This is a genomic window from Paraburkholderia sp. BR13444, from assembly GCF_040948755.1.
Classification (GTDB): domain Bacteria; phylum Pseudomonadota; class Gammaproteobacteria; order Burkholderiales; family Burkholderiaceae; genus Paraburkholderia; species Paraburkholderia youngii.
This window is the reverse complement of the sequence record NZ_JBFPKM010000005.1, coordinates 489729-503799: the sequence shown is the minus strand read 5'-3', so window position 1 is coordinate 503799 and position 14071 is coordinate 489729. Positions and strand designations below refer to the sequence as shown.

7 protein-coding genes are annotated in these 14071 nt (G+C 68.1%); 5 read left to right on the top strand and 2 right to left on the bottom strand.

Annotated elements, in window-relative coordinates:
• Position 1: 1 nt before the first annotated feature.
• The 5 genes from bcsB to AB3X95_RS18120 all read left to right on the top strand — a co-directional run bounded on the left by bcsB (position 2) and on the right by AB3X95_RS18120 (position 11938).
• Positions 2-2575 (top strand): cellulose biosynthesis cyclic di-GMP-binding regulatory protein BcsB, encoded by a 2574-nt coding sequence (bcsB, locus tag AB3X95_RS18140; protein ID WP_368622089.1) that lies wholly within the window; start codon positions 2-4, stop codon positions 2573-2575.
• Between the two features lie 19 nt (positions 2576-2594).
• On the top strand, positions 2595-3782 hold the full coding sequence (bcsZ, locus tag AB3X95_RS18135; RefSeq protein ID WP_368622088.1) for a cellulose synthase complex periplasmic endoglucanase BcsZ: 1188 nt from the start codon (positions 2595-2597) through the stop codon (positions 3780-3782).
• A complete protein-coding gene (locus AB3X95_RS18130) occupies positions 3773-8425 on the top strand; it encodes a cellulose synthase subunit BcsC-related outer membrane protein (protein ID WP_368622087.1) in 4653 nt (1550 codons plus the stop codon). Before bcsZ ends, AB3X95_RS18130 begins: the two co-directional genes overlap by 10 nt.
• Positions 8426-8745: 320 nt before the next feature.
• On the top strand, positions 8746-11406 hold the full coding sequence (locus tag AB3X95_RS18125; protein WP_368622086.1) for a response regulator: 2661 nt from the start codon (positions 8746-8748) through the stop codon (positions 11404-11406).
• A gap of 265 nt (positions 11407-11671) precedes the next feature.
• Entirely contained in the window at positions 11672-11938 is a 267-nt protein-coding gene (locus tag AB3X95_RS18120) for a hypothetical protein (RefSeq protein WP_176124817.1), read from the top strand.
• A 36-nt stretch (positions 11939-11974) separates the two neighbouring features.
• On the opposite strand, the gene AB3X95_RS18115 is transcribed toward AB3X95_RS18120, so the two are convergent.
• Together AB3X95_RS18115 and AB3X95_RS18110 are read right to left on the bottom strand one after the other, a co-directional pair.
• Positions 11975-13345 (bottom strand): ATP-binding protein, encoded by a 1371-nt coding sequence (locus AB3X95_RS18115; protein WP_368622085.1) that lies wholly within the window; start codon positions 13343-13345, stop codon positions 11975-11977.
• The gene (locus tag AB3X95_RS18110; RefSeq protein WP_368622084.1) at positions 13342-14055 is read right to left on the bottom strand and encodes a response regulator; all 714 of its coding nucleotides are present in this window, start codon (positions 14053-14055) and stop codon (positions 13342-13344) included. The genes AB3X95_RS18115 and AB3X95_RS18110 overlap by 4 nt, the downstream gene beginning before the upstream one ends.
• Positions 14056-14071 lie beyond the last annotated feature (16 nt).

Genomic DNA, 14071 nt, shown 5'->3' with positions numbered 1-14071 from the left:
TATGGGCTACCGGATGCCTAAGGACAACATCGAACACCCGGCTAACGGGCGCAACAGCACTGGCCCCCAATCGCGCGTGTTAGCCCGCCACGGCTCACAGCGCTCGCGGCGAATCATGCGCGGCGTCGCCTGCTGGCTTGCGCTGCAGACCGCGCTGGCGTCGTTCGTGCCGCTCGCTTACGCGGCTGCACCGGCTGCTGCCCCGGCAGCCACCACCAAACCGGCCCCGGCCGCCGCCGCAACCGCCGGCGCGGCGCAAAGCCCGCAAGTCGCGACCGGTGTCGGCAACGTGCCCGCGCCGAGCGCGGCGGTGCCGTTCGATCCGAACGCGATCGCCCAGGACCAGCTCGCCACGCCGACGCCCGCGCTCGCGGCATCGTCGGTAAAGGCGCTCGGCATGCGCACGCCGACCACCGCCGAGCCCGGCACGCTGGTGCCGGGAGGCCGCCGTCAGACGCTGACGTTTGCCGACTTCGGCGCGCTCGACCCGCTGCAACTGCGCGGCGTCGACGGCCAGAACGGCATCGCGTTCTCGGTGCGCGGCGACGAGGTCGTGACCGGCGCGACGCTGCATCTGATCTACAGCTACTCGCCCGCGTTGCTGGCGAACCTGTCGCAACTGAAGGTGCTGATCAACGGCGAGGTCGCCGCGACGCTGCCGCTGCCGCACGAGCAGGCCGGCATGCTGGTCGCGCGCGACATCACGATCGATCCGCGCTTCATCACCGACTTCAACCACCTGAACCTGCAACTGATCGGCCATTACACGACCGCCTGCGAAGACCCCGCGAACTCGTCGCTGTGGGCGACGATCAGCAACGCGAGCTCGCTCGACCTGACCTACTCGTCGCTCGCGACGAAGGCGGAACTGGCCGCGCTGCCGCAGCCGTTCTTCGACCGCCGCGACGTGCGCCGCCTCGAACTGCCATTCGTATTCGCGCAGAAACCCGGCAACGGCACGCTCGAAGCCGCCGGCATCGTCGCGTCGTGGTTCGGCTCGCTCGCCGGCTATCGCGGCGCGCTGTTTCCGACCCAACTCGACAACCCGCCGCTGTCGGGCAACGCGGTCGTGTTCGCGACCAGCGACCAGCATCCGGCCGGCGTGACGATTCCCGAGATCACCGGGCCGACCATCGCGGTGGTCGAGCGCGACGCGAACGCGCGCGGCAAGCTGCTGCTCGTGCTCGGCCGCGACGAGGCCGAGCTGAAGACCGCCGCGAAGTCGCTCGGCATCGGCCATAGCACGCTGTCCGGCGCGAGCGCGACGATCACGGCACTGAACGAGATCACGCCGCGCGTGCCGTACGACGCGCCGAACTGGCTTGCGACCGACCGCGCGGTGCGCTTCGGCGAACTCGCCGATCCGAAAGACCTGACCGTGTTCGGCTACGACGCCGACGCGGTGCGCATCAACATGCGTGTGGCGCCCGATCTGTTCATGTGGCACACGCGCGGCGCGCCGATCGCTCTGCGCTACCGCTACACGGTGCGACCCAAGCGCGACCGCTCGTCGCTGAACATCAGCGTGAACAACGGCTTCGTGCAGGCGCTGCCGATTCCGGCACGCTCGACGTCGGTGTTCGAGCTGAGCCGCTACTTCAGCCTGATCATGCCGGACGGCACCGCCGACGCGCGCCGCAACATCCGCATCCCGCCGCTGCTGATGACGCCGCGCACCCAACTGCGCCTGCACTTCTACTACGACATCCCGAACACCGGCGAATGCGCGGGCCGCCTGCTGCAGAACGTGGTCGGCGCGATCGATCCGAACTCGACGATCGACCTGTCGTCGTTCCCGCACTACATGGCGCTGCCCGACCTGGCCGCGTTCGCCAACAGCGGCTTCCCGTTCACACGGATGGCGGATCTCTCGGAGACCGCCGTCGTGCTGCCGGACGACCCGGACGCGAGCGACTATGGCCTGTATCTGCTGACGATGGGCCGGATGGGCGAATCGACCGGCTTTCCGGTCGCCGGCGTGACCGTCACCCACGCGGCCGACGTCGACCACTTCGCGGACAAGGACCTGCTGGTGTTCGGCGCGCCCGGCAAGCAGCCGCTGTTGCAGCGCTGGTCGAAGTCGATGCCGTTCTCCAGCAACGGCGACGCGCACACGTTCCAGCTCACCGACCTCGTGTTCAAGCTGCGGGACTGGTGGCACGGCGAGCGCGGCGTCGAGCGCACGCCCGCGCGCGCCGATCTGACGATGGTCAGCTCAAACGGCGCGGCGCTGCTGACCGGCTTCGAGTCGCCGCTGCAGAGCGGCCGCAGCGCGGTTGCGCTGATCAGCGCGGCCGGCCCGTCGGATGCCGACCTGTCCGCCGCGCTGCTCGACGCCGACGTGCTGCCGAAGATTCAAGGCGCGATGGCCGTGATCCATGGCCGCGACGTCACCGTCACGTCGAACGGCTCCGCATACTATGTCGGCCATTTGTCGCCGCAGGAGTATCTGCGCTGGGCGCTGTCATCGCATCCGCTGCTGCTGTTGTTCGGCGGCGTACTCGCCGCGCTGATCATCGCGGGCCTGTGCTACCGGACGCTGCGCGCGCTTGCCGCGCGTCGACTGAAGGACTGATGGAACGGATATGACTCGTATGCGGTTTCGGATCGGCAGAAGAACCTCTTTTGCGCTGGCGCTCAGTATCGGCATTGCGGCGTCGGCGAGTCTTGCGGCTTCGAGCAGCCCCGCTCAGGCCGCGCAGAACGGCGCCGCCTGCGGCGACTGGAGTGCGTGGCGAACCTTCGTGCAACGCTTCGTGCAGGCCGACGGCCGCGTGATCGACTACTCGACGCCGACCCAGCAGACCACCTCGGAAGGCCAGTCCTACGCGCTCTTTTTCGCGCTGGTCGCCAACGACCGCGCGACCTTCGACAAGCTGCTCGGCTGGACCCGCGCGAATCTCGCTGGCGACCAGTTAGACGCGCAGAACCTGCGGCTGCCCGCGTGGCAATGGGGCAAAAAACCGGACGGCTCGTACGGCGTGCTCGATCCGAATTCGGCATCGGATTCCGACCTCTGGATCGCCTACGACCTGCTGCAGGCCGGCCGCCTGTGGCACAACCCCGCCTACACGCAGCTCGGGCAGGCGCTCGCCGAGCGCATCGCGCACGACGAAGTCGCGAATCTGTCCGGTCTCGGGCCGATGCTGCTGCCGGGCGCGCAGGGTTTCAGGAACGGCGGCGTCACGCGCCTGAATCCGAGCTATCTGCCGCTGCCGCTGCTGCGCGCGCTCGCGCACGAGGTGCCGGACGGCCCGTGGGCCAAGCTCGCCGACAACGCCTATCAGTTCGTCAAAACCGTGTCGCCGCAAGGCTTCGCGCCCGACTGGGCGGCGTGGCAGAACGGCCGCTTCGTCGTCGATCCGAAGCACGGCGACGTCGGCAGCTACGACGCGATCCGCGTCTATCTGTGGGCCGGCCTCGCGTCGCCCGCCGATCCGCTCGCGAAGCCGTGGCTCGGCGCGCTCGGCGGCATGCGCGCGAAGGTCGCGCAGAACGGCTTCCCGCCGGAGAAGGTGTCGTCGACCACCGGCGCGTCGAGCGGCGAAGGCCCGCTCAGCTACTGGGGCGCGCTCGCGCCTTACTTCAAGACGCTGGGCGACGAGCATGGCCTCGGCCTCGCGCGCACGCGGCTCGCCGCGCTCGACGCGAGCGTGCCGGGCCGCGAACCGGTGTACTACGATCGTGTGCTCGGTCTGTTCGGCACAGGGTTCATCGATGGCCGCTACCGCTTCGATGAAGCCGGCAGCCTCGTGCCCGCCTGGAGGGCCGCATGCGATTGAACGCTCTCGCCGTGTCGCTGCGTATCGCGCTGTCCGTCGGCGCGGTGCTCTGCGCGGCCGCGACAGCACCCGACGCGCTCGCGCAGGCGAGCAAAGATCCGCTGAGCGTGCTGATCGATCAGGGCAAGTACTGGCAGTCGCATCAGCGCGGCGACCTCGCCGAGCAGGCGTGGCAGAAGGTGCTCAGCATCGATCCGAAGCAGCCCGACGCGCTGTTCGGCATGGGCATGGTGCTGGCCGACCGCAAGGACGCGGCCGGCGCGCAGCAATACCTCGCGCGGCTGAAGGCGGCCGCGCCGAACTATCCGAATCTCGATGAGCTCGGCCGCCGGCTGGGCCAGACCAGCCCGCGCGATCAGACGATCAACGAAGCGCGCCGGCTCGCGCAAGCCGGACAGAGCGCGAGCGCGGCGCAGGAGTATCAGCGCGCGCTGACCGGCAAGCCCGCCACGTCGCAGTTGCAGCTCGAGTACTACCAGGCGCTGTCGGCCACGCCGCAGGGCTGGGACGAAGCGCGCCGCGGCCTCGAACAGCTCGCGCACGACAACCCGAACGACCCGCGCTTCGCGCTCGCGTACGCGCAGCATCTGACCTATCGCGACGTCACGCGGCGCGATGGTATCGCGCGGCTGCAGAAGCTCGCGGGCGACACCTCGGTCGGCGCGGCGGCGAAAAAGAGCTGGCGCCAGGCGCTGCTATGGCTCGACGCGCGACCCTCCGACGCCGCGCTGTACGAGTCGTTCTTCCAGACCGCCGGTGAAGATGCCGCCGTGAAGGCACGCTACGAATCGATGGTGCAGCAGGACGCCGCGGCGCGTGCCCGCGCGCAGCAAAACGCCGCCGCCGACGCGCGCGGCCGCGTGATCGCCGAGGGCTTCGCCGCGCTCGACCGCGACGACATCGTGACCGCGCGCGCCAGGTTCTCGTCGGTGCTCGCAAACAGTCCTAACGATACCGACGCGCTAGGCGGCATGGGCATCGCCGCGCTGAAGCAGGAGCATTTCGCCGACGCGCGCAACTACCTGGAGCGCGCCTCGCGCGGCCCCAATCCGGCGCGCTGGAAAACCGCGCTCGACAGCGCGACGTACTGGACCTACACCAGCGAAGCGATCGGCGCGCGCAGCAATGGCGAGTTCGCGAAGGCGAAGGCGCTGTTCGAGCGCGCGATCGCGCTGAATCCGTCCGACGTGACCGCGCAGGTGCAGCTCGGCGAAATGCTGCTTCAGACCGGCGACCCGGCCGGCGCCGAGCAGGCGTACCGGATGGCGCTGCGCCGCCAGGCCGACAACCCCGACGCGATTCGCGGCCTCGTCGGCGCGCTCGCCGCGCAGGGCCGCGCCGACGAGGCGCTGCAGTTCGCCAATCAGCTGAACGCGGAGCAGCAAGCGAAGGTCGGCGGCATCGACCGTTTGCGCGGCGAAGCACAGGCGGCGCAGGCACGCGCGGCCGAAGCGCGTGGCGATCTCGGCACCGCGCGCAGCCTGTTCGAGGACGCGCTGCTGAACAAGCCCGACGATCCGTGGCTGCGGCTCGACCTCGCGCGCATCTACGTGCGCCAGGGCGCGGTCGCGAATGCGCGCAGCATGATGGACGGCCTGCTCGCCACCCATCCGGACATGACCGATGCGCTGTACGCGAGCGCGTTGCTGTCGGCGGAAACGCAGGACTGGTCGACCGGTCTCGCGCAGCTCGACCGCATTGCGCCCGCGCAGCGCACCGACGCGATGACGACGCTGCAGCATCGGCTGTGGGTGCATCAGCAGGCCGATCTCGCGACGCGCATGGCGAAGAACGGCCAGACGCAGCAGGCCATCGCGACCTTGCGCGCCGCCGAGCCGGTGGCCGGCAACAATCCCGAGCTGATCGGCGTGATCGCCAGCGCGTACCAGCAGGCCGGCGATCCGACTCGCGCGCTGAGTCTCGTGCGCGCAGCGATGAGCGCGGCGCCCGGCAACACCGATCTGCTGCTGCAATACGCAGGCATTCTGTCCGCGGCAGGGCAGCAGGCCGAGCTCGGCAATGTGATGCGCCAGTTGCAGAGCATGCAACTGACGCCGCAGCAGCGCACCGACTTCAACAACCTGAATCTCGGCATCGTGATCCGACAGGCTGACGCAGTACGCCTGCGCGGCGATCTTGCGAGCGCCTACGAGGTGATCGCGCCGTGGCTCGCCGCGATGCCCGACAACCCCGACCTGCAGGCCGCGCTCGGGCGCATGTATGCGAGCGCGGGCGACGACCGCAACGCGCTCACGAGCTTCCGCGTCGCGCTGCAGCGCCGCCCCGACGACCTGAGCCTGCTGCAGGCGGCGATCTCGGCCGCGGCCGGCTCGAAGCAGTTCAGCTACGCGGAAACGCTCGCGAACCAGGCGCTCGCCCTCGCACCCAACGATCCGGGCGTGCTCGCGACCGTGGGCCGCATGTATCGCGCCCAAGGCAATCTGTCGCTCGCGTCGACCTATCTGCAACGCTCGCTGGTCGCGGCCAATACGCCGCTGGTGGCGAATGCGCCCCGTACCGCAGGCGGCAACGTGCCGCGCGGCTGGGAAGCCGCGATGAGCCAGATCGGCGCGACGCCGCTACCGGGCACCAATCCATTCGAAGGCAAGACGGCGATCGCGACTTCGAGCGACGCCGATAATGCCGCGCGTCCCGCGCTCCCGTTCCTGAACACGCAGTCTTCCTCGCCGACGCAGACCGTGCCGAACTATCCGCCGCCCCCTCCGCCCGCGCCGTATGTCGCGCCTTATACGGCGCCCGCCGCGACGCCCTATAACGCGCCTGCCGCGCAGCCCGCGCCCGTCGCCGCACCGTATGGAGCACCCCGCTCCGCCGCCGAGGTCGGCGGCTACGGCCAGGAATCCTACGGCTCGAGCCAGTCCGGCGCGCCGTTGCAGCCTTATCCGGGGCAAGGCCAGGCGCCCATGCAGCCGATGCCGATGCCGCAGCAGCAGTACAACGCGGGTTATCCGCAGCCGCAGCCTTATGCGCAGCAGCAGGCGTATCCGCAGCAGCCCTACGGCGCGCAGGACGGCTATGCGGCCACACCATGGCCGATGTCGCCAGCCGCGCGTGAAGCGCAGGCCAACGCCGCGTCGACGACGCCGCTGCCGTACGGATCGACACGCACCAGCGCGAAGAAGAGCACGAAGAAGAGCACCGCGAAAACGAGCCAACCGGCGCCGGTCTATGCGCAGCAACCGCCGCCCTATCCGCAGCAGCAGGGCTATGCGCAGCCGTATCAGCCATATCAGCCGTACCCGCAGCAGCAGCCCTATCAACCGCAGCAGCCTTACCCGAACCAGGGCTACTACGCGCAGCAGCCGTACATTCCGCAACCGCCAGCCGGCTACGCGCAGCCGTACTACCCGCCCGGCAGCAACGCGCGCAACAACCCGCAGCCGAACGTCGCGAACGCGCAGACGCTCGGCGTCGCCGAGGAGCTCGCGCAGATCAATCGCGAGCAGTCGAGCACCGTGTCAGGCGGCCTGATCTTCCGCAATCGCGTCGGCGAGGACGGCCTGTCGGCGCTGACCGACATCGAGGCGCCGGTAGAGGGGCGCATCAAGGCGGGCAACGGTCACGTGGTCGTGACCGCGACCCCGGTCACGCTCGACGCCGGCACCGCGTCGAACAGCACGTCGACGCTGGCGCGCTTCGGCGCGGGGCTTTCGACCGCGTCGTCGGAATCGGCGGCGGTGAACGGCACCAACAACTACGGCAGCCAGACCGCGAGCGGCGTGGGCCTGTCGGTCGGCTATGACAGCCGCAGCATCAGCGGCGATATCGGCGTGACACCGATCGGCTTCCGCGAGACCAACATCGTCGGCGGCGCGCAGTACAACGGCGGCATCACCGACAAGGTGTCGTACTCGATCGCGGTCGCGCGGCGCGCGGTGACCGACAGCCTGCTGTCGTACGCGGGCGCGCGCGATGCGGCCGCCGGCCTCGAATGGGGCGGCGTCACGTCGAACGGCGTGCGCGCCAGCCTCACGTGGGACGACGGCACCAGCGGCCTGTACGTGAACGCGGCGTATCAGCACTACATGGGCACCAACGTGCCGAGCAACAACGCGGTCAAGGGCGGCGGAGGCGTCTACACGCGTCTGCTGAAAGACGCCGACCAGACGCTGACGGTCGGCGTAAACACGACGATCATGGGCTACAACCGCAATCTGTCGTTCTTCACGTACGGCCAGGGCGGCTACTTCAGTCCGCAGCAGTACGTGATCCTGAATCTGCCGGTCGAATGGTCGGGCCGCGCAGGCCTGTTCACGTACGACGTGAAGGGCTCGATCGGCGTGCAGCATTACCGCGAGGATGCGTCGAACTACTTCCCGCTGAACGACGGCTCGTCACGCCAGGGCGACGCGGCCGCCGCCGCGCAGTCCCTCGGCAACGGTCTGACCGCCGTCTACCCGGGCCAGAGCAAGACCGGCGTGTCGTATTCGATCAGCGGCGTCGGCGAATATCAGCTAGCGCCGCAGCTCGCGGTCGGGGCAACCGCGTCGCTCGGCAACGCTTATCAGTATCGCGAGTGGCTCGCGGCCGTGTACGTGCGCTACAGCTTCAACAAGCAGACCGGCTTGCAGCCGTTCCCGCCGGTGCCGTTGACGTCGCAGTATCTGTCGTTGTCCAACTGACGCCTCACGTTCATTCGCATTCCCTCGCGTGGCGCGTACGTCGCGTATCGATCCATGCCGGAAATGCGGGCGCTTCTTCCGCTTTCGCTGCGCTGCAAACGCGCCTCGCGGTAAATGTTGCCCGTGCATCGAACGATGTGCCGAATCGGTACGTTTTCGGACAGGGCTGCTTACCCGGCAAAACCCCGAATAGCGTCCGCGAAGCGTCAACGGTACGGCGATGTGCCATACAATAATTGCAGCTCGCGAGACTGCGCGAAGCCTGCGAAGCTTCGGTCCCGAGCCGACCATTTTCGACGTGAATTCAGGTGGAGCGCTGCATGCCTTTTCCGGCACAAGACTACGGCTGCGCCGGCTGGCGCGGCGAGATGGCGCGACGCATCAGCGAATTCGACTGGCGCGCGACCAGCCTCGGTGCGATCGAAAACTGGCAGCGCAGTCTGACCTCGACGGTCCTGACGATGCTCGCGTCGCCGATGCCGCTCGTGCTGTTGTGGGACGAGCCCGGCTACATGATCTACAACGACGCCTATGCGGTCTTCGCGGGCGGCCGGCATCCGTATCTGCTCGGCCGTCCGGTCGAAGACGGCTGGCCCGAAGTCGCCGACTTCAATCGTCACGTAATGGCCACCTGTCTCGCCGGCGGCACGCTGTCGTATCGCGACAAGGCGCTCGTGCTGCTGCGCGACGGCAAGCCGGAAGACGTGTGGATGGACCTGTACTACAGCCCGGTCGCGGGCGACAGCGGCGCGCCGGCCGGCGTGCTTTCGACGGTCGTCGAAACCACTGGGCGCGTGCTCACCGAGCGCCTGCGCCAGCAAGCCGAAACCGAACTGCACGAGACCAACGAGCGCCTGCAACTTGCACTGAACACCGGCGCGGTGCTCGGCACCTGGGTGCTCGACGTGCGCACGGGCGAGGTTACCGGCGACGAACGCTTCGCGCGCACCTTTTCATTTGGGCGCGGTACAGCGTCGAAAGGCGTCGCGCGCGATGCGGCCACGCAGATCATCCATCCCGACGACCAGGAGCTCTACGACCGCCTGACCGCCGAAGCGATCCGCAGCGGCGAGCCGTTTCGCGCCGAATACCGGATCCGGCGTCCCGGCGGCGGCTATATGTGGGTGCAGGCGAACGGCCGCTGCCAGTTCGACGAACACGGCGAACCAACGCGCTTTCCGGGCGTGCTGATCGACATTCACGAGCGCAAGATCGCCGAACAGCAGCTTCTTCAGCTGACCGAAACACTTGAACAGCGCGTCGCCGATTCGATCGCGGCGCGCGCGCTCGCCGAGGAGCAGCTGCGCCAGGCGCAGAAGATGGAAGCGATCGGCAGCCTGACGGGCGGCGTCGCGCACGACTTCAACAACGTGCTGCAGGTGATCAACGGCAATCTGCAGATGCTCGCCGCCGACGCCGACGACAACCCCGTCACACAGCGGCGTCTATCCGCCGCGACCGATGCCGTCAGACGCGGCGCGAAGCTCGCCGCGCATCTGCTCGCGTTCGCGCGGCGTCAGCCGCTGTCGCCGACCGTGCTGAATCCGCGCCGCCTGCTGACCGGCATGAGCGAGATGCTGCACCGCGCGCTCGGCGAAACGGTGCGGATCGACACGGTGCTCAGCGACGATCTGTGGAACGTACAGGTCGATCGCAATCAGCTCGAAAACGCGCTGCTCAATCTCGCGATCAATGCACGCGACGCGATGCGCAGCGACGGCGTGCTCACCGTGCGCGCGACCAACCGCACGCTCGACGCCGCGTTCTGCCGCGGCAAACCCGACCTGTCGCCCGGCGAGTACGTGGAGTTCTCGGTTGCCGACACCGGTTCGGGGATGCCGCCCGAAGTCCTGCAACACGTGTTCGAACCGTTCTTCACGACCAAGCCCGACGGCCACGGCACCGGCCTTGGCCTGTCCATGGTGTTCGGCTTCGCGCGACAAAGCGGCGGACAGGTGTCGATCGAAAGCGAAGTGGGACGCGGCACGACCGTGTCGCTGTTCTTTCCGCGCTGCTGCGAGGCGGAGACGCCGGAGACCGTCGACGGCACCGCGGCATCGGTCGGCGGCGGCGAAACGATACTCGTCGTCGAGGACGATGCCGACGTGCGGCTGACCGCGGTGGAAATGCTCGCGCAGCTCGGCTACAAGGTGCTGACCGCGTCGAATGGCGACGCGGCGCTCGAGTTCATCGACAGCGACGTGCCGATCGATCTGATGTTCACCGACGTCGTGATGCCCGGCAAGCTGAAGAGCGTCGAACTCGCGCAACGCGCGGCCGCGCGCACGCCGCCGCTGCCCACGCTGTTCACATCGGGCTATACGCGCGACGAAATCGTCCACCACGGCAAGCTCGACGCGGGCATCACGCTGCTGTCGAAGCCGTACCGGCGCGACGATCTCGCGCGTCTGGTGCGTAACGTTCTACGCTCGGGCGCCACCCGCGCGGACCGCGCGGCCGAGATGCGAGAAGCGCGTATCGCCGCATGCGTTCCGCCCGCGGCGTACGAAACCGTCGACACGTATGGCGCGACGAAGGCGCCGCAGAAAACGTCGAAAAAAGAGCCGAAGAAAAGGCCGCAAAAGGCGGCCCAGCCGCGCGCGTCCCAGGAAGCCGCACGCGTGCTGTTCGTCGAGGACGACACCGAATCGCGCGAGGCGCTTGGCGAACTGCTCGGCGCGCTAGGTCTCGCGTGCACCGCGGTCGCGAGCGCGGAAGCAGCGCTGCCGCTCGCGAACACGCAACACTACGACGTGCTGTTGACCGACCTCACGCTGCCCGGTATGTCCGGCGATGAACTCGCGCGCGCCGTGCGACAAGTGCAGCCCGCAATCCGCGTGCTGCTGGTGTCGGGCTACGGTCGCAGCGCGGAGATCGGGGCGGCGATTCCGGGTGCGCGGCTCCTCGGCAAGCCGCTCGATATCGCACAGTTGCGGCACGAGTTCGCGCAATGGCTCGATCACACTGAAGCGGCGTCCTAGTCCAAACACCGAACCTCTGCCGCCGTGGCGTAGGTGTCTTCATGATGCTTCAGACGTGCTACATCAGGTGGCTGCAATGGCGCTTCCCGCGAGGTCGCAAGCCGACGCCTGAAATCGCAGACTGGAATGGCATATATTGTTGGTAAGGATGAGTACCCGCAACGGCGCGGACAACTGCATCAGCCGTGCGCGCGCGGGTATGATGCCGGGCGCGGTGTCCACTGCGGCCGCTTCCGATGCCGCGTCTTTTGTCACGAGAACCATCATGCCTGCCCAACACGACGAAGCACCCGGCGCTCACGACACGAACGACAAGCCGAAGCGCAGGACGCTGTCCCTGTCCGTGCGCAATCTCCTGATGGTCGCCATTGGCGTGGTGATGTTCGCGATCGTGTCGGGCGTCGTGCTGTACAACCCGATCATGTACGGCGACGAGATCCCGAACTTCGGCATCATCCTGATGCTGACCGTGCCAGTGATCGCGGGCGTCGCGTTTCGCGTCGGGCTCGACGCGTGGCTCGATCGCGAGTGAGCGGCAGCAACACCGCGCCCTGCTCCCGTTTGGCGGTTATGCCGCCTTGACCGGCAATACGACCCACACTTCGAGGCCGCCCCCTTCGCGCGGATGAAACTGCAGGCCGCCGCCGTGCAACCGTGCGATCCGCTCGACGATCGACAGACCCAGCCCCGTGCCGCCGCTGTGCGCACGCGCATTGCGGCCACGCTGGAACGGCGCCTTCAGCTTTTCCAACTCCTGCGCCGTCAAACCTTTGCCGCGATCGCAGACCGCGACCGTCACCGCTTCCTGCGTCGCCCACGTGCGCACCGCAAGCCCGCTGCCGCCGTAGACGATCGCGTTCTGCATCAGGTTCATCAGCAGCCGCATCATGCTGATCGGCCGATATGGAACGGCCGGCAAACTGCCCAACGAAAGTTCGAACTCATGCCCGAGCCCAGCGAAGTCGCCCGCGAGCCTTTCGATCAGCGCGTTCAGATCGCCGGGCTGCGCTTCCTCGCGCTCGCCGCTGCCCGCGTAGTCCATGAACTGCTGCAGGATCGTCTCGATCTGGTCCAGATACGATTCGGCGGCGATCACGAAGCTGCTGTCGGCCCCTTGCGGCATCGCCATCGCCATCGACAGGCGCAGCTTCGTCAACGGCGTGCGGATGTCGTGCGAGATGCCCGCGAGCATCAACGCACGCGTCGCTTCGGCGTCCCGTAACGCGCGCGTCATCTGATTGAATGCGCTGCCCACGGCGGCGATTTCGGCGGGGCCGTCGGTCGGCACCGGTGCGGGCAGATCGCCGGCGCTTACGCGGCGCGCCGCTTGCGTGAGCTCGTGCAAGGGTTCGTTCAGATGCAGCTGGATCGCGTAGCCGGCGAGCGCGGCAAGCACGGCGAGACCCGACGACAGGAAGATTGCCACTTCGAGGCCGCTGCCCTGCGCGTCCTCGGGAACCGGCAGCGCAATCCAGTATGGCGCGCTCGCCAAGCCCGCCGCGTTGCCGGCGCCGGCAAGCGATCCATGCATGCGAATCCACAGCCGCTGTGCGCCCTCGGTCTGCCAGCGCGCGGGCATATCGGCGGGCAAATGCTTTTGCAGGCTGTCGATGAACACGCCGCGCTGATAGGTGCGATACGCGTGCAACAGATCGTGCGGCGGCGTGTCGGTCGCTTCGGGGGGCAATTGCTCGCGCGCGTCGAGTCGTGCGGTCAGCGCCGCGCGCGAGGCGGGCGGAGTGGCCGCGAGCAGGTTGTCGAGCGTCGTCACGTAGGTCGCGAACACGGCCGCCGCGCGCTCGACCCGTGGCCGCTGCACGTAATGCAGCAGCACGACGATCGAGCAGATCTGGCTCAGCATCACGAGCGCGATCAATAGCGCGATGTTGCGCGCGAGCAGCGTGCGCGGCAGCAGCCTGCGCGACAGCGAGCGCATCATGATTCGACATCGGCGACGAGCATATAGCCGACGCCCCAGACGGTACGAATGAAACGCGGCTTCGACGGGTCGTCCTCGACGATCTGCCGCAGCCGCAGCACCTGCACGTCGATGCTGCGATCGAGCGCATCGTGGTCGCGCCCTCGCGCACGCGCGAGCAGGTTGTCGCGGCTCACCGCGCGATTCGGCGACGACGCGAGCGCGATCAGCAGCAGCATCTGCGCGGAATGAATCTCGAGCGGCTCGCCCGCGCGCGACAGTTCCTGCTTGCCGACGTCGAGCGTGAAGTTGCCGAAACGCACGCGCTGCGAGGTCACCGTGACGTCGCCGGCGGCCATCTTCTGGCGGCGCAGCAGCGCATTGATTCGCGCCACCAGCTCGCGCGGCAGGAACGGCTTCGCGAGGTAGTCGTCGGCGCCGGTTTCGAGGCCGGTCACGCGATCGAGCGGATCGCCCTTCGCGGTCAGCATCAGGATCGGCAAGGTCTGCCCTTGCGCGCGCAGCTTCGCGCAAATCTCGAGGCCGTCCTCTTCGCCGATCATCAGATCGAGTATCAGCAGATCGAACGGCTCTCGCTCCAGGTAGCGGTTCAGACGCTTGCCGTCCTCGGCCGCGCGCACGTCGAAACCGTGGCCGCGCAGGAAGCGCAGCAGCATGTTGCGCAACTCGGCTTCGTCGTCGAGCACGATGATCCTGGCGGGGCGTTCCATCCGAAAGCTCCTCGAT